Annotated in this window: 18 protein-coding genes; 4 read left to right on the forward strand and 14 right to left on the reverse strand. The window is 45.2% G+C overall.

Annotation, left to right across the window (positions count from 1 at the left end; translation table 11 throughout):
• Window positions 1-90: 90 nt before the first annotated feature.
• The 13 genes from AB4513_RS04385 to pilM form a co-directional block, all read right to left on the reverse strand.
• Window positions 91-2,685 (reverse strand): ExeM/NucH family extracellular endonuclease, encoded by a 2,595-nt coding sequence (locus AB4513_RS04385; protein WP_102258059.1) that lies wholly within the window; start codon window positions 2,683-2,685, stop codon window positions 91-93.
• A 384-nt stretch (window positions 2,686-3,069) separates the two neighbouring features.
• On the reverse strand, window positions 3,070-4,086 hold the full coding sequence (gene trpS, locus AB4513_RS04390) for a tryptophan--tRNA ligase (RefSeq protein WP_009848913.1): 1,017 nt from the start codon (window positions 4,084-4,086) through the stop codon (window positions 3,070-3,072).
• Between the two features lie 175 nt (window positions 4,087-4,261).
• Entirely contained in the window at window positions 4,262-4,948 is a 687-nt protein-coding gene (locus AB4513_RS04395; protein ID WP_009848912.1) for a phosphoglycolate phosphatase, read from the reverse strand.
• 102 nt (window positions 4,949-5,050) lie between these two features.
• The gene (gene rpe, locus AB4513_RS04400) at window positions 5,051-5,725 is read right to left on the reverse strand and encodes a ribulose-phosphate 3-epimerase (protein ID WP_009848911.1); all 675 of its coding nucleotides are present in this window, start codon (window positions 5,723-5,725) and stop codon (window positions 5,051-5,053) included.
• Between the two features lie 188 nt (window positions 5,726-5,913).
• Window positions 5,914-6,774 (reverse strand): Dam family site-specific DNA-(adenine-N6)-methyltransferase, encoded by an 861-nt coding sequence (locus AB4513_RS04405; protein ID WP_009848910.1) that lies wholly within the window; start codon window positions 6,772-6,774, stop codon window positions 5,914-5,916.
• A 69-nt stretch (window positions 6,775-6,843) separates the two neighbouring features.
• The gene (locus AB4513_RS04410; protein ID WP_009848909.1) at window positions 6,844-8,361 is read right to left on the reverse strand and encodes an SPOR domain-containing protein; all 1,518 of its coding nucleotides are present in this window, start codon (window positions 8,359-8,361) and stop codon (window positions 6,844-6,846) included.
• Between the two features lie 79 nt (window positions 8,362-8,440).
• Complete coding sequence (gene aroB / locus AB4513_RS04415; protein WP_009848908.1) at window positions 8,441-9,529, reverse strand: 3-dehydroquinate synthase; 1,089 nt, start codon at window positions 9,527-9,529, stop codon at window positions 8,441-8,443.
• A 24-nt stretch (window positions 9,530-9,553) separates the two neighbouring features.
• The gene (gene aroK, locus AB4513_RS04420) at window positions 9,554-10,072 is read right to left on the reverse strand and encodes a shikimate kinase AroK (protein ID WP_009848907.1); all 519 of its coding nucleotides are present in this window, start codon (window positions 10,070-10,072) and stop codon (window positions 9,554-9,556) included.
• Between the two features lie 176 nt (window positions 10,073-10,248).
• The gene (locus tag AB4513_RS04425) at window positions 10,249-11,967 is read right to left on the reverse strand and encodes a type IV pilus secretin PilQ (RefSeq protein WP_102258060.1); all 1,719 of its coding nucleotides are present in this window, start codon (window positions 11,965-11,967) and stop codon (window positions 10,249-10,251) included.
• Between the two features lie 35 nt (window positions 11,968-12,002).
• Window positions 12,003-12,521: a pilus assembly protein PilP gene (locus AB4513_RS04430; RefSeq protein ID WP_009848905.1), complete on the reverse strand. Its 519-nt coding sequence runs from the start codon at window positions 12,519-12,521 to the stop codon at window positions 12,003-12,005.
• A complete protein-coding gene (locus AB4513_RS04435) occupies window positions 12,508-13,119 on the reverse strand; it encodes a type 4a pilus biogenesis protein PilO (protein ID WP_009848904.1) in 612 nt (203 codons plus the stop codon). Before AB4513_RS04435 ends, AB4513_RS04430 begins: the two co-directional genes overlap by 14 nt.
• Window positions 13,112-13,726 (reverse strand): PilN domain-containing protein, encoded by a 615-nt coding sequence (locus AB4513_RS04440; protein ID WP_009848903.1) that lies wholly within the window; start codon window positions 13,724-13,726, stop codon window positions 13,112-13,114. Before AB4513_RS04440 ends, AB4513_RS04435 begins: the two co-directional genes overlap by 8 nt.
• On the reverse strand, window positions 13,710-14,735 hold the full coding sequence (gene pilM, locus AB4513_RS04445) for a type IV pilus assembly protein PilM (protein ID WP_009848902.1): 1,026 nt from the start codon (window positions 14,733-14,735) through the stop codon (window positions 13,710-13,712). Before pilM ends, AB4513_RS04440 begins: the two co-directional genes overlap by 17 nt.
• Window positions 14,736-14,886: 151 nt before the next feature.
• Between pilM and AB4513_RS04450 the strand changes: the two genes are divergently transcribed.
• Window positions 14,887-17,445: a penicillin-binding protein 1A gene (locus tag AB4513_RS04450; protein ID WP_032555356.1), complete on the forward strand. Its 2,559-nt coding sequence runs from the start codon at window positions 14,887-14,889 to the stop codon at window positions 17,443-17,445.
• A gap of 107 nt (window positions 17,446-17,552) precedes the next feature.
• Here AB4513_RS04450 and oxyR read toward each other — a convergent pair whose 3' ends face one another.
• Window positions 17,553-18,446, reverse strand: coding sequence for a DNA-binding transcriptional regulator OxyR (oxyR, locus tag AB4513_RS04455; protein WP_009848900.1), 894 nt, complete (start codon window positions 18,444-18,446; stop codon window positions 17,553-17,555).
• On the opposite strand from oxyR, the gene AB4513_RS04460 reads away from it, so the two are divergent.
• The 3 genes from AB4513_RS04460 (at window position 18,445) to AB4513_RS04470 (ending at window position 21,169) form a co-directional block, all read left to right on the forward strand.
• Complete coding sequence (locus AB4513_RS04460) at window positions 18,445-18,624, forward strand: hypothetical protein (RefSeq protein WP_017099997.1); 180 nt, start codon at window positions 18,445-18,447, stop codon at window positions 18,622-18,624. The genes oxyR and AB4513_RS04460 overlap by 2 nt on opposite strands.
• A gap of 44 nt (window positions 18,625-18,668) precedes the next feature.
• Window positions 18,669-19,397, forward strand: a complete 729-nt coding sequence (locus AB4513_RS04465; protein WP_009848898.1) for a glutathione peroxidase — start codon at window positions 18,669-18,671, stop codon at window positions 19,395-19,397.
• A gap of 305 nt (window positions 19,398-19,702) precedes the next feature.
• A complete protein-coding gene (locus AB4513_RS04470) occupies window positions 19,703-21,169 on the forward strand; it encodes a dihydrolipoyl dehydrogenase (protein WP_009848897.1) in 1,467 nt (488 codons plus the stop codon).
• Window positions 21,170-21,224: the final 55 nt, after the last annotated feature.

Here is a 21,224-nt window from a genome sequence, read left to right on the forward strand (position 1 = left end):
AATAATTAAGGCCAACCTAAGTTGACCTTAATTGTTTACAGATAACTTTCAGTTACCTGTATCAACTGGCTTGCGCAGTTAACGATGTCACTACTTGCGACGACGCCACATTGCTAAGCCAAACAATGACATCAATGCACCTAAGCCGAATGAACCACCGACTTTAAGCTCAAGAACTGCCGGATCATGATCCGATGAACGGAAGTGATCTTGGTACTTCGGCAGATCACCTTTGAACTCTTCGTTGTAATCAAGCAACTTCGATTCACCGCCGTTGATGTGCCAGTCAGTCGCATCCACCACCATGTCTTTCAGGCTGTCGCTGATCAACAGGTGATCCAAAGCGCCAACCTCATCATTGTATGAGTAGCTCCAGCTGTCTGGGTGCTTTTGAGCCACAGCATTAATGTAGCCGTAGTTCTTAGTAATCACCGCACCGTTATCGCCAAACTGCTCGACACCGTCAATGTAGGTGTTACGCGCCGCTTTGATTTGCTTACCGTATTTCTCTTCAGAGTAATCCGTCAGTACCAGCATTGGGTCTTCCATGCCGTACGAGTTCATATCACCCAGAATCACTTTATGGCCTTTGATGCCATCTAGCGCTTCACCCAGTGCAACCGCAGCAGCCACACGGAAGTTCTCACATGAGCCTTGCTTATCGGCGTCAACACCACCTTGGCCGCCCTGTTCGACAGGGGCTGCATCTTCCCAACACTTAGAACCTTTCGATTTAAAGTGATTAATCGCAACGGTCAGTTTCTCTTTGGTGCCTTTCACTTTAAAAGTTGGCGCCAATGAGTCACGTTGATAGTTCTTACCGTCTTCAATCACCTTGCCTGAATCGTCTAACACTTCTGGTGCTTGTTGGCTTGGCATCGCGATAACACGGCTGTCTTTAAGCTTCACTACCTTCTTGCGGTAGATAACACCCGTTGTGATAACGTCAGTACCAATCGAGTCCATCTCGTCGGTTACGCCATCTTCGTTCGAGTCGACAGCCACAAAGGTATAACGGTCTTTCTTACGCTCAATGCGATCATTCAGTTGGTTTACAAGTTGCTGAATAGCAGAGCCTTCACCAAAGCCGTTGTTCTCAATTTCCATCAAACCAATGATGTCTGCATCTAAGCGAAGAATCGCGTTCACAATCTTCTCTTGCTGCATCTCAAACTCAGTGATGGTGTTCGCGCCACGGTTGTTGCCGTGCTGATTCGCGTCGCCACCAAATGGAGAGTTAAAGTAGTTCAATACGTTGAAGGTCGCGATACGTAAATCACCTTCATCCATATCTGGTTTGTCGGTACGCGGATCGTTACGTAAGAAGTTTTCAGCCGAGATCTGGTTGGTCGTAATTAAACGATACTCACCGTAGCTGTAGGTCAGCACGCCTTCTAGGCCAACAATGGTGTCATCAATGCGGATGTAATCTTCTGTTGAACCGTCTTGGTCGATATCAGTGCGGCCAAAATCTGGATAAAAAGGGACTTGTCCATCAGCCGCTTTTTGATCGGTTTCAACGAAAAGACGACGGTCTGCGTTGTCTTCAGTTTGCTGCTTCGCTTCGTCAGAACCCGCGGCGAAAAGCTGATTTGGCTGCATGTTAATACGCTCATGCGCCAGTACCATGTTGTTACGACGACCTGCGTAGTCATAACCAAAGGTACGCGTCACACGCATATCAAGTGCTTCGGTTGTTTTCACCAACATGCCTTCGTAGCGTTCAAGCGTTGCAGCGAAGTTCTCGTCACTGTCTAACACTTCAATCGCTGTCGCTTGTGGTGCTTGTTGTTCGCCCTGCTTTAGCCATTGGTTGTTTTCAACTTTAAGCTGAGTGTGGCTGTAGTATTCTTGAACCTTACCTTTCACACACACCACATCGCCCGCAGTTAAATCTGAGCTTGACTGGTTAGTGTGAATAAATAGACCTTCAGAGGTACTTGAATTGAAGTCATCCTCAAGTGCTTGCAGATAGAAGCCTTTGGTTAGGCCAGTAGTGACTGCACTTACCACACCTTTGACGAAGTATTCATCGTCAGTGATGTATGGATAGCCATCGATGAATGGCGATGTAGCGCCCTCACCTTGGATTTCTTGAATGGTGGTGAATACTGGGTCAGAGCCATCTTGTGTACAAGTAAACGCTTCTGGCAGTTCAACACTGTCTAGTGAACCTAGGCCTTCAATACTGTCTTTTGGTAGCGATACCCATTGTGAAGCATCAAACGTCGCAGAAGGTGTTTGTGTCGCACGAACCAAAGTAACATCTTTGCCCCAGTCCACATCGCCCATCAAACCAACAACATCATGTACCGAACCATCTGAATTCAAAATAGCCAGCGGGTCGTCACCGTTATGATTGGCGATAGAGGCATTAATGATGTCAGCTTGAGCTTTAATCTCATCACTCGCACTAGAATGTGCGACCACGAGTACTTCACCGGGCGCTAAAACGTGGCCATCTAAAGGTAAAGTGGCGCCCCATGATCCATTGCCATTGGCAGACTTCGCCAGTGAGTAACCATCTAAGTTAATGCTGCTATCGCCGTTATTGGCGATCTCAACCGCTTTGTTGTAGCTGCCGCCTTCCACATATTGTGAAATAAACAAATCAGCGTGTGCGCTTGTGGTTAACAAGCTACCAATTGCCACTGCTAGCAATGAAGGTTTGTGTAAAAGAGCCATCCGTTTCACCTGAGTTCATTGATTTATAGTCACTGCCATCTATGGACAGTCATGTATTTTGTGGTAACTATCAGGTTTATTTATGAAAGGAATAAGTCAGTTGGCAAGAAAATGAGGAACTTATCACTTTGGAATCATCAATTGTTTGGCACGTTATATATTTCCAACATATATAGAAACGAGAGTGACTTTATAAAGCTTGAGGATACCAAATAAGATCACCTGCACAGCATTAGCATGATGAATGTGTTAGCTAGATAATGCTTAAATTATCAATTCAAACAAGAGATTTACTGGGAAGGTAAATGGAGCGGGCAATAAAAAGCCCAAAGTAAACAAAGTCACTTTGGGCTTGAATTTCTAAACGAGTCGTTTTAGTAAACCCTATGGGCGAGTAACAAAACCTACCGCTTCGTATGCTTTTTTCAGTGTTACTGCAGCACGCTCAGAGGCTTTTTCGGCACCCGCTTTCATTACTGCGTCCATGTAAGCACGGTCAGCACGGATACGGTGGTATTCAGATTGAATCGGCTCAAGCATCTCAGCCAATGCTGCGCCTACATCTTTCTTAAATGGACCGTACATTTCAACGCCTTGGTACTGCGCTTCGATCTCTTCAAACGTTTTACCCGTCGCCGCAGAGTAAAGACCCATTAGGTTAGAGATACCTGCTTTGTTTTCCCAATCGTGAGCAATACGTGGTGGCGTTTCTGCATCGGTTTGCGCTTTGTTGATCTTCTTGATGATCGACTTAGGCTCTTCTAGCAGAGTAATCACGTTCTTACGGTTGTCATCCGACTTAGACATCTTCTTCGTCGCATCTTGCAGGCTCATTACACGTGCATTCACTGTTGGAATGTAAGGTTCTGGTACTTGGAAGATTGGCGTTTCAGGACCGTAAATGTTGTTAAAGCGAGTTGCGATATCACGCGCTAGCTCTAAGTGTTGTTTCTGGTCGCTACCTACTGGCACTTGGTGAGCACCGTAAAGCAGGATGTCTGCAGCCATCAACACTGGGTAGTCGTATAGGCCTACGTTTACGTCGTTTGAGTGACGTGCAGACTTATCTTTAAACTGAGTCATACGGCTCAGTTCACCCATTTGCGTGTAACAGTTAAGAAGCCAACCAAGTTGAGCATGCTCTGGTACGTGTGACTGAACAAATAGCGTGCTCTTCTTTGGATCAACACCGACAGCAAGACAGATTGCTAATGCGTCTAGAGTCGCTTCGTGCAGTGCTTTCGGATCTTGGCGAACCGTAATTGCATGAAGGTCTACAACACAGTATTGGCAATCGTAATCATCTTGCATCTGTTGCCATTGACGTAGAGCACCCAAGTAGTTACCGATACTTAGTTCACCAGATGGTTGAACACCACTCAATACGATGGGCTTGCTCATGGTTTTAATTCCTTTGCTTGTTAGCTAAGCTCGTTAACTTAGTTTCTTAACCTAGTATCTGAAAAACTTAGCTTCTTAACTTTAAAATAGAAAGCCGTACAGCTCTTCTGCACGGCTCATCCAGTGTACTCATTGATAAGTATTTTGCTAGTAGGTTAGCTAACTTTTATCCGCTTTATGCTGAAACTAGAACGACATCTAGTAATTGCGCAATATTGTCTGCGACATAGTCAGGGTTTGATACTGAAATCGACTCACCGTGGTTGTAGCCGTATGTCAGACCAAACGAGTGACAGCCAGCATTCTTAGCCGCTTTGATGTCATTGCTTGAATCGCCAACCATCAGCATCTCTTCAGCTTTTACATTGTGCTTTTCTAGCAACCAGTTCAACGCCACTGGATTCGGCTTTTTCTCTGGGAAAGAGTCGCCACCCAACACATCAACAAAGTACTTATCAATATCGTGTTGCGCCAGAACGGCTGGTACAAATTTCGATGGCTTGTTTGTTACAAGCGCCATGGTGAAGCCCGCTTTATCCAACTCAGCTAACGTTTCTTTTACTGATGGGTAAAGGTGGCTCAGCTTATGGCCACTCTGCTCGTAAAAATCATCAAACAAGATACGCGCTTTCTTTAGCAGTTCAGGCTCTAGGTTTGGATCAACCGTCAAGTTGCGGCTCAGTGAGCGCCCGATAAGAACGTCAGCACCATTACCCACGTAGTCGCGAACTTGCTCTTCGCTTACAGAAGAAAAACCCAGTTCCTGACAAGCCTGATCAGCGGCAACAGCCAAATCAGGCACGCTATCTAACAAGGTTCCATCCAAATCAAAGGCAATCAGTTTTATTGAGCTTAATGACATCTTACTTTCCTATTTATTATGTTCGTCTTATGAGTTGAGCTCCAAGACGTAAAAAAGGGGCCAATGAGCCCCTTAATATTCAATCTATCTGTAGTTTTACGATTATGCGTTTACTTTTGCAAGCTCTGAACGCATCTCATCAATCACTTCTTTGTAATCTGGTTGATTGAAGATAGCGGAACCCGCAACGAACATATCTGCACCCGCTTCTGCAATTTCACGGATGTTATCAACCTTCACGCCGCCATCAATCTCAAGGCGGATATCACGGCCAGATTCGTCAATAAGTTTACGAACAGCGCGCAGCTTATCAAGAGTATGAGGAATGAAAGATTGACCGCCAAAGCCAGGGTTCACTGACATCAGTAGAATCATGTCGACTTTGTCTAGGATGTAATCAAGGCAAGAAAGTGGCGTTGCTGGGTTAAGTACGACACCCGCTTTACAGCCGTGTTCTTTGATTAACTGTAGAGTGCGATCAACGTGCTCAGACGCTTCAACGTGGAAGGTAATCATTGATGCGCCAGCTTTGGCAAACTCAGGTACGATGCTGTCTACTGGCTTAACCATTAGATGAACATCGATAGGAGCTGTGATGCCGTAGTCGCGCAATGCTTTACAGATCGGTGCACCAAAAGTCAGGTTAGGTACGTAGTGGTTATCCATCACATCGAAGTGCACAACGTCGGCACCGGCTGCGAGTACTTTTTCGACGTCTTCACCAAGACGAGCAAAATCTGCAGACAAAATCGATGGAGCGATTAGAAAATCTTTCATACCAAACCTCTTAAGAGTGAGTAAATTGCGAATATCACCGCCTTGTGACCTCTCATACACAAGTACAAGACTCAATCCCAAGACTATTTGGTGTGCAATTCTACCTAAGCACCTAAGCAGATCCTAGCAGTTCGAAAGATTAGTTTAAGAAAGTACCCGTGGGTCACTCAATTTAATGAGTTCGAGGATTATGCTGACGACGGCAATTCTGTTGAAGCGTGTTGCTGGTTTTTCTCTTTATGGAAAAGCGCCAGTAACTCATCAACTTTATTGCGCCCTGCGCCATTCCGGCTAATGGTGCGTTTCACCTTGACCACGTTCAGTTCCGCACCATGGTATAAACGGCGCGTTAAGGTGGTGTCATGGTTTGAAATCAAGACAGGAATATCGCGTTCCATCGCCGCTTTTTCAGCGACATCCGCCAGTGCAGCTTGGTCATCTAAGCTAAAACCATTACCTGCGTAAGAGGTAAAGTTAGCCGTGTTCGACAGCGGTGCGTATGGAGGATCACAGTAAACCACGCAACCTTTGCGCGCGCGGCTAAAGGTTTCATGGTATCCCTCACAGACGAAGGTGGCTTTTTTCGCTTTCTCAGCAAAAAACTCTAGCTCGGCTTCAGGGAAATAAGGTTTTTTATAAGAACCAAACGGAACGTTAAAACCGCCCTTCTTGTTGTAACGACACAAGCCATTGAAGCCAAATCGGTTCATGTACAAGAAAGCTAACGAGCGATACATAACGTTATCTGTACCATTGAACTCAGCGCGAACATCTAAGAACACTTCTCTACGGTTATTCTCCGGACAGAACCAACGCTTCGCTTCAGTGATATAGGTTTCAGGATCGGTTTTAAGTAGATTGTATAGGTTGATAAGATCAGGATTAATATCTGCAAGTAGGTACTGTTCAAAATCAGTATTCAGAAATACTGATCCGGCACCGACAAACGGTTCTACCAATTTACGAGCAGGTGGCAGGTGACGTTGGATGTCTTCAACTAGGCCATATTTACCACCAGCCCATTTTAGAAAGGCACGCTGCTTTTTCATTTACTGCTCTATCTATCAACTCAAAAATAAGGCTGCGGAATGTAACATATTTTGAGGCTAAGCTCAGGGTTATTTCGCACGTTCTATCTCTCGATGCACTTGATTCATCGATTTTGCCCAAGGTTCCAACTGTTGAAGTGGTTTTGATAACGCACTTGCCGCATCTCGCGCCACTTGAATCGTTGGGTAATCTTGATAAGTGATAATAAACCACTTGGTGTCGTTACGAAGTGTTGGGTAAATACGAACCTTGTTCTCAAGCTCATACTCTTCAATGAAAGATTGTACATCTTCCAATGATGTCATCGCACTCAACTGCAGGGTATAAGCGCGCGGCGAGATAGCTTGTAGCTCTTCGCGTGCAAATGAAAATGTGATTTTTTTTATCGGAGGTGCTGATTGTGTTAGCTCTGAACCTTCATTCGTTGCCGGCAATGACTCACGTTCCACAACATCAGGCTGCGGGATAACGACTGCATCTGTCTTTTCTTCAACTACAGCTTCAATTGCACTGGTATCAACACTCTCAGGTTTATCATCAAGCAAAGCATCGACCACATCAGAGGTGATCACCACACGTTGCTGGTCTTGTTCTACCTGACCAACACTGGCTGTCTCTTCAACCACGACCGGCGGCAGAGAAGAGCTGTCATCGTCAGCACCTTGATAACTCATATCAACTTCGGCTTCAGAATCGACAGTTCCGTCGATTGTGGCTTGCTCAGTTACATTTTCCACTTCCAACGTTGGAATAACTGTCTGCTCAATAGGGGCGATAATAGATTGCGCTTTATCGTCAGGCGTTGGTTGATTAAACATCCACCAGTAACCGCCGCCGATAACAAGCAACAACAACGCCACCACAATCGCAATATTGATAGGTGAACCAATGATTGAGCGAATAATAATCCTTTTTTCCACTTTCAATTCTCCTAAGGCTATTAGCTCACCGGGCAAAGGTTGCGCTTTTTTAAATGCATTTCGCACCCGAGATTCTGACTCATCATCGACATATCGAATCACCAGTGACTCAAAGAAATGTTCAGCTTCTGGTTGCGAAAGATCATCGATCTCAAGGGCGATAGGTTTGTGCGGCTGACCGTAACTAAGTCGTGTTAATAGCGTGTCTAGGTGACCAGTTTGCGAGAACAGAACGATATTAATCGTCCATTGAGGGTTTGATTGAGATTCAAGTACCAACATCCATAATTCTGATACCAGTAGCTCAGACAGTCGGTGGGCGTCATCAATGACAATAAGCACATTACACGTATCTCCATCCAGCAACCTAGCAAGGCTATCAGATAAAGAATCATGTTGATTAAAGAGTGGGTCAGAAACAATCTGACTAAGAATAAGTGCGCGGCGCTGTTGATCGTCTTGGCTTGGGTGACAAAGCAGTAAACACTGATTTTTTTCTGTCGACCATGCTTCAAGATAACGCTGAGCTAACCAAGATCGGCCAGAACCCGTTTTACCAGCAACATTTACAAAGTTTGAACCAAAGTTAGTTAAAAGCTGTAAACGCTCTAGCAACTCAACTTGAGACTCTAACTCCAATACTCTTAAATCATGAGCCAAACTCATTGGGGATCCCTACTGATAAGTTCGATCTGTAAAGCGCTTGAGTTGCCTAGAGTTTAGCTAGGCAACCTCACAACCGAATTTAAAGAGTACGGCAGAAATCAATCGCTTGTTTAATGATGTCTTGAGGTACATCAGCAACCACTTCAGCAGTACCAATACTTGTTGGTAATACCAGACGCAACTGACCAGACAGCACTTTTTTATCGCGCATCATGTGCTTCATAAAGTCTTCAAAAGACATGCTTTCTGGCGTATGGATTGGTAGTTTCGCATTCTTGAGTATAGAAATAATTCGCTCAAGTTGCTGCTGAGAAATCAGTCCCTGTAATTGGGCGGTTTTTGCTGCCATTACAGTGCCTGACGACACAGCTTCACCATGTAGCCAATTACCATAGCCTAGTTCTGCTTCAATCGCATGACCAAATGTATGACCTAGGTTCAATAACGCTCTGATTCCTGACTCTTTTTCATCGATAGCAACCACTTCAGCCTTAATTGCACAACAACGAGCAATCGCGGTAATCAGTGCGTCTTCATCAAGTTGATACAGTTTCTCTAGATTCTGTTCCAACCAGCCAAAAAAGGCTTCATCGTAAATGATGCCGTATTTGATCACCTCAGCCATGCCCGCTGCAAACTCACGCTCTGGAAGCGTTGATAGGCAGTTAGTATCGATGATGACAGATTTTGGTTGGTAAAAAGCGCCGATCATATTCTTGCCAAGGGGATGGTTCACTGCAGTTTTACCACCCACAGAGGAGTCCACTTGAGAAAGAAGGGTCGTCGGGATTTGAATGAAATCAATACCGCGCTGGTAGCAAGAGGCAGCAAAACCGACCAAATCACCGATAACACCACCACCCAAAGCAATCACCACCACATCGCGGCTGTAATTTCCTTCAAGCATGTAGCTCATCACTGAGTTGAACGTTTCAAGTGTTTTGTATTGCTCACCGTCTGGCAACTCTAAAAGAGATGTCTGACAGCCGACTTGATCCAATAGCGATAAAATTTTATCAGCATAAAGAGGCGCTACTGTCACATTACTGATAACAACAACTTTCTGCTTACCTGATAAAAAAGAAAGGTACGCCGGGTCTTCAAATAACCCGGCGCCAATAGAGATAGGGTAGCTACGCTCAGCTAGATTGACCGTAATCCGTTCCATGGGTTTGCTCTCCGAAAAATGAACTTAACGTTCTTCTAGCATTTTTACGATCTGGTTGGCTACCACTTTTGCACTTTGGTCGTCAGTACGAACTGTGTAGTCCGCCACTTCTTCGTATAGTGCGTTGCGAGATACAGCTAGATCTTCTAGCACATCACGCGGGTTGTCTGTTTGAAGTAGAGGGCGTTTCTTGTCGCGGTTAGTGCGAGCAAGTTGCTTTTCAATTGTTGTCTCTAGGTATACAACAATGCCTCGTGCAGATAGACGGTTACGGTTTTCTTTGCTCAGCACTGAACCACCACCTGTCGCAAGAACAATACCTTGTTCTTCTGTCAGATCGTTGATTACAGATTCTTCGCGCTTACGGAAACCATCTTCGCCCTCAACATCAAAAACCCATGCGATGTCTGCGCCAGTGCGCTCTTCGATCACAGTGTCAGAGTCTAGAAACTCCATATGAAGTTGGGAAGCTAGGTGTCTACCAATTGTACTTTTGCCGGCGCCCATTGGGCCAACAAGAAAAATATTGCGTTTCTCAGCCATGTTTTTAGCAGTAATTTACAACGTTAATTCAATGACATCGCCACAAGGTAGGTCAGTACAAGTACTGAAATTAAAAGGCCCGTGGCACCGATTCCTCACAGATAATTCGTGATAAGACCCGAAATTATCAAGGTTAGGTGCCACTAATGCAACTTTATTTTTAATCTAATTGCTCATTACTGAATCACAACTTTAGGTGTAACAAAAATAAGTAGTTCACTTTTGCCTACATTTTCATAGCTACGACGGAACAATGCGCCAAGAACAGGAAGGTCTCCTAACAGTGGAACTTTATCAACTTGGCTGCTCACACTGTGTTGAAAAATACCACCTAACACGACCGTTTCACCATTATTAACAAGTACTTGCGTTCCAATTCTTTGCGTATCAATAGCGACAGCTTCACCGGTGCCGGTTTTCACCACTTGCCCCGGCCTATCTTGAGTCACGCTCAAATCCAATACCAAACGATTGTCGGGTGTGATCTGCGGAGTCACCTTGAGACTCAATACCGCTTTCTTAAATGCGACTGAAGTAGCACCACTTGAAGAAGACTCTAAATAAGGGATTTCAGTACCTTGCTCAATATAAGCGGGTTTTTTATTGGTGGTAATTAAGCGTGGGCTAGAAATAATCTCTGCTTTCGACTCTTGTTGCAGTGCTGACAATTCAAGATCAAGCAAGGTATCAGAACCCAGCTTGGCTACCTGAAACGCAATACTCGACGCGCTCGGGGAAGTTGCTCCTAAATTAACGTTGAGGAAATCGTCAATCGCACTATTCCCACCATTATCGTCATACGGTGTAATTTGCGATGGATGGTTGCCCTCTATCGAGCCGCCAACTTTGAAGCTTCCGTTGGTCGAGGAAACGCCCCAACGCACTCCTAGTTCATCAAGATTACCCTCAGTAACAGTGACAATACGTGCTTCTATCTGAACTTGCTTCACGGGAATGTCTAGCGATTCAATAATACCTCGTATCACCGCAATGTTTTCTTCCAATTCACGGATCAACAGGGAGTTAGTTCGCTCATCAATGGTAATCGAGCCTCGCTCGGACAACATGCTTACCGTCCCTTCCCCACCAATCATGTCGGCAATGTCGGTGGCTTTGGCAAAGTTAATCTTGATGATTTCCGACTTGAGTTCACCTAGCTCTTCTTCCAAACGAGATTTCTCTAGCGCTTGTTGCTCTCTAAGGTCGAGCTCAGCTTTAGGTGCCACCAAGATAACGTTGCCATCAACACGCTTATCCAACCCCTTAACTTGCAAGATAATGTCGAGAACTTGCTGCCAAGGCACACCATCTAAACGTAAAGTCAGATTACCCGTGACTGAATCAGAAACAACGAGATTGAAATCGTTGTAATCAGCAATAAGCTGCAAAACATTACGTACAGGGATATCTTGGAAGTTAATCGATATCACCTTGCCTTCTTTTTCTAAAACATTTTTCTCTATTGTCACTTCATCAATAGTAGGCCTACTGATCATTACCTCAATAAAGCGACCTTTTAAGTTGTATTCATATTGATAGTCACCAGCGATCGTTGCCAACAATCGCGTACTGGGCGTTTCCTTATACACCTCAATACCTTCAACTGAGGTCGCGAAGTCCTTCACATCCAGGAGGTAAAGCTTATCGTCATTCACCTGAGTATTGAGTAACTCGATACTTAAACCTTCCTGAGCACGTTGAACATCCACCACAGCAGTGCTGGTTGCCAATTCGATAATGATGACGGCGTCTTTCTCCTTGTTGACCCTAAAATCAATATTTTCCAATTGATTTGGCAAGCTCTCGGCATAGCTGAACACGCTAACCACCAACATCACAGACACAGCAAAACCTTGTAGAGCCTTGCTCACTAATCCACTTATTCCTTTAATCATATTTACATCTCATATCCACATCATGTGACATTGGTTTACTTCAGAGCGAGCCTAACGTTGCGCTTATGCCAACAACCTAAACCATCTGGAAGAGTTTCATTAATCTGTACATACTGGCTCGTCACCTTAGTAACTCGACCATTGTTTAAGCCAATAAACTGACCTTTTTTCACATTGACCACGTTCCCTTTTGGGGTTTGTACTAACCCTGAAACGCTTGTTCCACTGCCCATTACGCCTCTTAAACGCAGCTTACTCAGCGGGTATTTTTCTAACTTGCCAATACGAGAACGAGCGTTCGGCTGCCAACAGTCTTTCTTCACCAAGGGTTGATTTTGAACCATGGCTTCTTTAGGAAGTTCAAAGGGAGGGCGAAAGGCGTGGCGTTGATAAGTTGCGGCTAAGAACTCCGTTTCTGGGACAAGTTTTTCTACCTCTTTTCTCGCCTTAGCTTCAACTTGCCTCACAAAATCTTCTAACGAATCCTGACTGGCTTTACAGCCTGAAAGCACAAGCAGTAACAATAGGGACAAAAGGACGCTACTGAATTTCATCATTCACCTCCGATTTAAACTGATAGGTGTAAGCTCGAACCCTGAAATGTAGCGTGCTGCTTTCTTGACTGACTCGCTGCCAATTCACATCATCGAAGCTAATAATGCGTGGCAGTTTTGCGATGGCCGCGGAGAAATCGCCAATCTCATGGTAATCACCGGTTAGCTCAATATTGAGGGGTAACCGATAGAGGAATTCCTTGTTCTGCTTTTGACCCCAATCAATGCGCGTAAAGGTCAGCGCATTATCCAAACCAAGTTCATTCACTGAGGCCAACATACTGGCGAGCTCTTTTTGCACGGGCAGCTGCTCTAACAGATAATCGTAACGGCTAGTCAGCTCATCCAACTGACTCTGAAGCTTAGGCAAAGCCGCAACCTTGTTCGCTTTTATCCTTAACGTTGCTTTCAAAGTCTGCTCTTGCTGCTTCATCTGCTGCAGTTCATCGTCTAAAGGCAGTACATACAACCAAGTCCCAACACCTTGGATTAATATCATCAGCAACAGAATAACGAGCAGTTGGGGCAACAACGGCCATTCGGTGATCTCATCAGCATCGAGATCTTGCCAGCTAATCCTACTTTTAAGGTTAGCCATGATTTGTCCCCTTCTCTTTTCTGCTCGCGGTTGCGCTCTCTGCGGTTGTGTTTTCTAAAGAAACAGGGCTAAACACAAAAGAGACCTTGAAGGTCTGAAACTCTTTATTGAAGCGCTTTCGGTTATGGATAATAGAGTGCATCTCGACCCTTTTAAGAGAATCAGAACGCTCTAGATTGTCCAACATTGTGGCGAGGCGAGCCGTACTGTCGCTGATACCTGCCATCTCAATCTCCTGACCATTCATCTTTATCTTGTCGACATACACGCCCTCAGGAATCAGCTCCGGCATTAGATTCATAAAGTCGGTGGTCTTATTACGGCCAAGCTGCAAAGATTCCACCACATCAAGTCGAGTCAGAATGGCTTTGTGTTCTTGTTCTGCAACTTTTAACGATTGAATTTGTCGGTCGAGCTCGGCAATGTATTGATTAAGATAATTGAGGCGAGCTTGCTGTTTGGCTTGTTGAACCTGAAAATAGTGACCAACCGCCCATTGCCCTGTAAGTGCAATGATGACGCCAAGAATGACTAGGTGGATAAAGCGCTTCTTGTGTTGAGCGCGAATCTCATCACGCCACGGCAGTAGATTAATTTGATGCAACATGCTTTTCTCCCTGCCACTTGAGTCCACTCATCGCCATACCCGCGGCAATCCCAAACAGTTGCCAGTCCACAGGCAATCGGTGCCGCTTCGACACCTTATTCTCAAATAACGATAAAGGATTGAGCGATTCACAACTCATCTGAAAATGGCGCTCTAGATCTTCAACTACCATCGGAATGCTGGCCCCTTCGCCCATCAGCCAGATCCCGGATATCGGCTCAAGTGCATTCACTGAGGAATAGAGTTGCAACTGTCGCTTAAGCTTTTCAGCCAAATTGACAATAAACCGATGTGTCTCCTCTGCGTTGCCGAACACACCTTCTGTATAACTCGGGCTGTCAGTGCCGCGAAGATCTTGAGTACCAAAGGCGATGTCTTTATAGAAAGGTGCTGAATCCTGCGGGATAATGCCTAACGACGTTTGGTCAACTCCCACGTCCACCAGCAACCAGTTACTTTTTTCAGGATAAAGGCGTGAAGCCAACTGCCAAATATTGAGCAGACCATGTGCTTGGGTGTCGATGACAACAGGTTTAAATCCGGCTTTATTTAAAGCATCCGCTCGACTGTCTACAACTTCCTTACGAGTCGCATATATCTGATAGCTACTTGTCGATCCTTTACCAAATCGTTTGTCTTCCAGCTTTACAAAATCTAAACTCAGCTCCTCGATAGGAAAGGGAGATTGATGAGCAAAGGTTTGATAGATAGAAAACTCCTTTTCTCTGTCTTCTAAGTCACTCTCTATTTGCAGTACTTTGCTGATCACCGTGTTATCGGGTACCGAAATGGCGACGTTGCGACAGCCAAAAGGCAGTCCTTTCCTAAGTTCTTTAAGTTTCTTAACAGTTTTCTGATACTCCAAAGTATGGTTAGCTGTAAAAATGTCGTCCGAAATCGGCAGCTCTTTGTATCCCACTAGGGCATACAACTCCCCCACGGGTTTTAGTACCACGGCTTTGATGCTGTGATGATTTATATCTATACCTGTAATTAATGATGAACCCATGTGACCTAGCTCCTGAAGTGCCAAGCATTTCGTTGATTATCTAGGGGTTGTGATTATTAGTTAAATAAGCGTTAATAAACGAAAGCTAAGTTTTTAACCTAGAGTACAAGGGTTTGCTGCTTATCAGCCTTAACTAATCAGGGATTATCCGGTGAAGTTCATAAAGCGATTATTCATATTTACATTGATTTGCATGATTCTTGGAGTCAGTACAATTTTCGGGTTTTACTATTACGTAAAACCAGAGTTACCTGATGTTGCCACTTTGCGTGACGTAGAACTCCAAACGCCAATGCAAGTCTTCAGTCAAGACGGTAAATTGATCTCTCAATTTGGTGAAAAGCGTCGTAATCCCGTGACTTATGACGAGATTCCTCGCCACCTAGTTGAAGCTTTGATTGCTACCGAAGATAGCCGCTTCTACGAGCACCCTGGTATTGATCCAATTGGTATCACTCGAGCAGCACTCGTGGTTGCTATGTCCGGTTCAGCCAAACAAGGGGCAAGTACCATTACTCAGCAGCTTGCGCGTAACTTCTTCTTATCTAATGAGAAAAAGATCATGCGTAAAATCAAAGAGATCTTCATTGCGATCCACATAGAGCAACTTCTGAGTAAAGAAGAAATCATGGAGCTTTACGTAAACAAGATCTTCCTTGGTCACCGTTCATATGGTTTCGGCGCAGCAGCGCGTGTTTATTTTGGTAAGGATCTTCCTGAACTCACTTTAAGTGAATTGGCAACGCTTGCGGGCATGCCCAAAGCACCTTCAACTATGAACCCTATTTATTCTGTTGAGCGTGCGACCAACCGTCGTAACGTGGTGTTACGTCGTATGCTAGACGAAAAATACATCACTCAATCAGAGTACGATGACGCTCGCAGTGAAGAACTTATCTCGAAATATCACGGTGCCGAGATTGAACTGAGCGCGCCGTATGTAGCAGAAGTTGCACGAGCTTGGATGGTTGAACGCTATGGTGAAGCCGCTTACACATCAGGCATGAAGGTTTACACGACCGTTGATTCAAAACTGCAAAAAGCAGCGAACCAAGCCGCGATTAAGAACCTACTCGGCTACGATGAGCGTCACGGTTACCGTGGTGCTGAAAAAGTATTATGGCAAACGGCGCAATCAGCTTGGGATCATGAACAAATCGTTAAGCACCTTAAATCTCAACCAACCTATGGTGACTTAGTACCAGCAGTTGTAACCGCTGTTGATTCGAAAAGCGCTCAAGTTTGGGTTAAGAACCAAGGTGAAGGCACTATCGAGTGGCAAGGCATGAATTGGGCGCGTAAATTCCTAACGGACAACCGCCAAGGTCCAGCGCCTTCTCAAGCGAAAGAGATTTTGGCTGTGGGTGAGCAAATTTGGGTTCGCCATGAAGCAGTAACAGGCGATGAAGTATCTGAAGAGCCTACCGAAGAAACAACAACTGAACCTGAAACACCGATTGTATGGCGACTAAGCCAAGTACCGAATGCGAACACCGCATTTGTTGCAATGAACCCGAACAACGGCGCGGTATTGTCAATGGTGGGTGGCTTTAACTTTGTACACAACAAGTTCAACCGTGCAACGCAATCTATTCGTCAGGTGGGTTCTGGTATCAAACCATTTATCTACTCAGCAGCGATTGAGAAAGGCTTAACGCTAGCCTCACTGATCAACGATGCGCCTATCAATCAATGGGATAAGAGCCAAGGCACGGCATGGCGACCAAAGAACTCACCACCGACCTATGTGGGTCCAACTCGTTTACGTATTGGCTTAGCTCAATCTAAAAACGTAATGGCAGTACGTGTACTGCGCGAAGTGGGCTTGGATGATACTCGTAACTACCTAACTCGATTTGGTTTTGATATTGACGAAGTACCGCGCTCTGAAACCATTGCTCTGGGTGCGGGTAGCTTAACGCCAATGAAGGTAGCTCAAGGTTACTCAGTATTCGCTAATGGCGGCTACTACGTTGAACCTTTCTACATCAGCCGCATTGAAACACCATTTGGTGAGACTGAATTCCAAGCGACACCGAAAGTAGTGTGTAAAGACGATTGCCAACAGCCAATGACCTCAGATTCAATGGCTGATGAGTTTGCCGAGCAAGATGTGGATGCCCAAGTACAGTACGCACCCCAAGTGATCACTGAGCAGAACGCGTTCCTTGTTCGTGAAATGATGTACAGCAATATCTGGGGCGGCGGTGACTGGAGTGCTGGCACAGGCTGGAATGGTACAGGTTGGCGTGCTCAACCGCTGAAGCGTCGCGATATTGGCGGAAAAACCGGTACCACCAATGACTCGAAAGATACTTGGTACAGCGGTTACGGCCCTGGCATGGTTGCAACGGTATGGGTTGGCTTTGACAACCACAACCGTAACCTAGGTCGAACCAAAGCGAACTCTAACCTTGGTAAAAATCAAATTACAGGTGCAGAAGCGGGCGCTAAAACAGCAGAGCCGGCATGGGTTGATTTCATGGGCACAGCGTTAGCGGGTGTTCCGGCACAACGTAAAGAGCTTCCAGAAAATATCGTTCGCGTTCGTATCGACCGTGAAACTGGCTTACTGACCAACAAGTTTGATAGCTCATCAATGTTCGAGTATTTCGAGAAAGGCACTGAGCCAACCGAGTACATTACTGAACGTTTCAATGATGACATCTACTCAACGTCATCAGGTGAAGCAGTAGAAGAGCTGTTCTAGTTAGGGTTTGTTGAACCAAGTAACATGAACCAACAAAAAGGGTTGATATGTATTCATATCAACCCTTTTTTTGTGTCTATAATCAGAGCTATCTACGATTTAAATTACTAAACAGCTTTATCTAATTGAGTTCGGATAGCCTCAGCCAATTGCTCAAAGCGCCCCTTTAACGGAGAGCCCGGTCGGTAGGCAACAACAATGCGACGTGAAGGTGTTGGGTTCACCGCTGGAACGTAACACACACCATCTTTCTGTTTTTCCTTCGGTACCGATAGCTGAGGAAGCAAGGTAATACCTGCCCCTGCCGCCACCATGTTACGCAGCGTTTCTAAGCTGGTCGCTTTAAAGCGCTCATCATCTTTTGCACCCGCAGCAAAACAGAAGCCTAAGGCTTGGTCTCGCAAGCAGTGGCCATCGCCCAGTGCAAGTACGGTTTGTCCATTTAACTGCAGCATATCAACAGTGTCTTGCTTAGCCCACTCATGATCACACGGTACTGCGACGCTTAACGGTTCGTTATACACATCAATCTCTTTGAACGCCGCCGTTTCATCAACTGCAGCCAATACCAAACAATCAAGCTTGCCATCTTCAAGTTGACTCACTAGCTGATGGGTCTGCGCTTCATGCAGGTAAAGCTCAAGATCGGGAAAGCTATCTTTAAGATGAGGAATGATCTTAGGTAAAATATAAGGGCCAACGGTCGGAATAAAACCAATGTGCATCGGCCCCGTCATCGCTTCACCGTGTCCACTCGCCATATCTTTAAAAGTTTTCACTTCATTGAGAATACGCTTGGCTTGTTCAACAAGTTGTAACCCTGATTCTGTAAATATTACCTTCCTTGGACTACGCTCGGTTAACTGAAGTCCAATTTCATCTTCTAGTTTGCGTATTTGACCGCTTAGTGTCGGCTGACTGACAAAGCACGCTTCTGCCGCTTTTCGGAAGTGTTTATGCTCTGCGAGCGCCACCAAGTATTCAAAGTCACGAATGTTCATGATCAGTCTCTTACCTCAGGTTTTAATAAGAACAAGGGTTCTAATAGAAACATTTAAAAGAAAAATGCTCTTGATAGAATTTACCTATCAAAACCATAACATCAAACGATTAGAGCTATCAAAGGATTTGTCTAATAATGGGCTCAACGAAACGAAACAGAGCAAAGAAAAACGTTAAGCTCTGATAGAACAAAATTCAAAATACTATTTAAGGAAATCAATATGTTTGCATCTAAAGAAGGTCAATCAATCCCTCAAGTAACATTCCCAACTCGCCAAGGCGATGCATGGGTTAACGTAACGACGGAAGAGCTATTCAAAGATAAGACAGTTATCGTATTCAGCTTACCAGGTGCGTTTACACCGACATGTTCTTCAAGCCACCTACCTCGTTACAACGAGCTACATTCTGTATTCAAAGATAACGGTGTTGATGACATTCTATGTGTTTCAGTAAACGACACATTCGTAATGAACGCTTGGAAAGCAGACCAAGAAGCTGAAAAAATCACATTCATCCCAGATGGTAACGGTGATTTCACAGACGGTATGGGCATGCTAGTTGAGAAAAACGACATCGGCTTCGGCAAACGTTCATGGCGCTACAGCATGCTGGTTAAAAACGGCGTGGTAGAAAAAATGTTCATCGAAGAAGACGTACCAGGCGACCCGTTCAAGGTTTCTGATGCAGATACTATGCTTAACTACATTGCTCCTGAGCACAAAGAGCAAGAGTCAATCACAGTATTCACTAAGCCAGGCTGTCCTTTCTGTATGAAAGCGAAGCAGAACCTAATCGACAAAGGTTTGAACTACGAAGAAGTAGTACTAGGTAAAGACGCGACAACAGTAAGCCTACGTGCAATCTCTGGTCGCACAACGGTTCCACAAGTATTCATCGGTGGCAAACACATCGGTGGTAGCGAAGAACTTGAAGCTTTCCTAGGTTAATGACTTACCATCGATATAAGCTTAATCGTTAAGTTAACTAAGCAATATCAGCTAACCCACCCTCTTGTGGGTTAGCTATTCCAAACACTCTTATCTGAGCTTTGGAAAAGAATATAGCTTGTGACTCGCCCGTCTTTAACTAACCTATAGTTAGTAACAAGAAGCAGTTAGCAATAAAGGCAGAGCGACAAGCTAAACCTAATAAAACAGAATCACAAAACCTGCCCGTTATCCTGACTCTCAAAAAATCACCAGAGTTGGAGGGGTTCGTTCAAACTAAATTTAGCTATTGCGAGAAAATTATTATGAAACAAGTCAATGTAGATGTAGCAGTTATCGGGGGCGGTACGGCAGGTTTAGGTTCTTACCGCGCTGCAAAAGCACACACTGACAGTGTTGTGATGATTGAAGGCGGCCCTTACGGTACAACCTGTGCTCGTGTTGGTTGTATGCCATCTAAACTGCTTATTGCAGCGGCTGAAAGTGTACACCAAATTGAGAAAGCTCCGGCTTTTGGCGTTCACCCACAAGGGGATATCGTGATTAACGGCCGTGAAGTGATGGACCGAGTGAAGTTTGAACGTGACCGTTTTGTTGGTTTTGTTTTAGAAGGTGTTGATGAAATCCCAGAGCAAGACAAGATCTCTGGCTACGCAAAGTTCTTAGATGACAACACGCTACAAATCGATGACCACACAGTTGTGACGGCTAAGCGTATTGTTATCGCAACAGGTTCTCGCCCTGCATACCCTGCAGTTTGGAATGAACTTGGTGACCGTCTGATCATTAATGATGACGTATTCAGCTGGGATGATTTACCAGAATCAGTGGCGGTATTTGGCCCGGGCGTTATTGGCCTAGAGCTTGGTCAATCACTACACCGCTTGGGTGTGAAAACAAAACTGTTCGGTTTAGGTGGTCAAGTTGGCCCAGTAACCGACCCAGAGATCATGGCTTACGCAGACAAAGCCTTCAATGAAGAGTTCTACCTAGATGCCGACGTGAAAATCGAAAGCATGAAACGCATTACCACAGAATCGGGTGAAGCTCGCGTCGAAATCCAGTTCATCAATAAGCAAGGTGAATTAGAAACTAACATCGTTGAATACGTACTGGCAGCTACAGGCCGTCGCCCTAACACTGATAAGCTTGGCCTAGAAAATACCTCTCTAGAACTTGATGAACGTGGTGTGCCAGTTGCAGACCACTACACGCTACAAACATCGCTACCATCAGTATTTATCGCTGGTGATGCGAGTAACCAACTGCCTCTACTGCATGAAGCAGCAGACCAAGCGCGTATTGCCGGTGACAACGCAGGTCGTTTCCCTGAGATTCGTGCAGGCTTACGCCGCTCTAAAATCTCGGCGGTATTCTCTGACCCGCAAATCGCGATGGTTGGTGAAACGTACAAAGAGATCACCACCCGCCTAGGCACATGTGGCTGTTTCGCAACGGGTGAAGTGTCTTTCGAGAACCAAGGTCGTTCACGAGTGATGCTACGCAACAAAGGTATTCTGCACGTTTACGGCGAGCAAGGTACAGGCCGTTTCCTTGGTGCTGAAATGATGGGACCAAACGCAGAACACTTGGCGCACTTGTTAGCATGGGCACACCAGAACAAGATGACGGTTTCTGAAATGCTAGACATGCCGTTCTACCACCCAGTAATCGAAGAAGGTGTACGAACTGCACTACGTGACCTCAATGCGAAACTGCACCTAGGTCCAGAGATGGTGAAACACTGTCTGGATTGTGGTCCGGGCTGTTAATCTCAGACTATCGTTAGTCAGTTAACAAACGCTAGATACTAAAAAGGAAAGCCAT

Origin of the sequence: Vibrio sp. 10N.222.54.E6 (assembly GCF_041473955.1) — a bacterium.
GTDB lineage: Bacteria > Pseudomonadota > Gammaproteobacteria > Enterobacterales > Vibrionaceae > Vibrio > Vibrio tasmaniensis_A.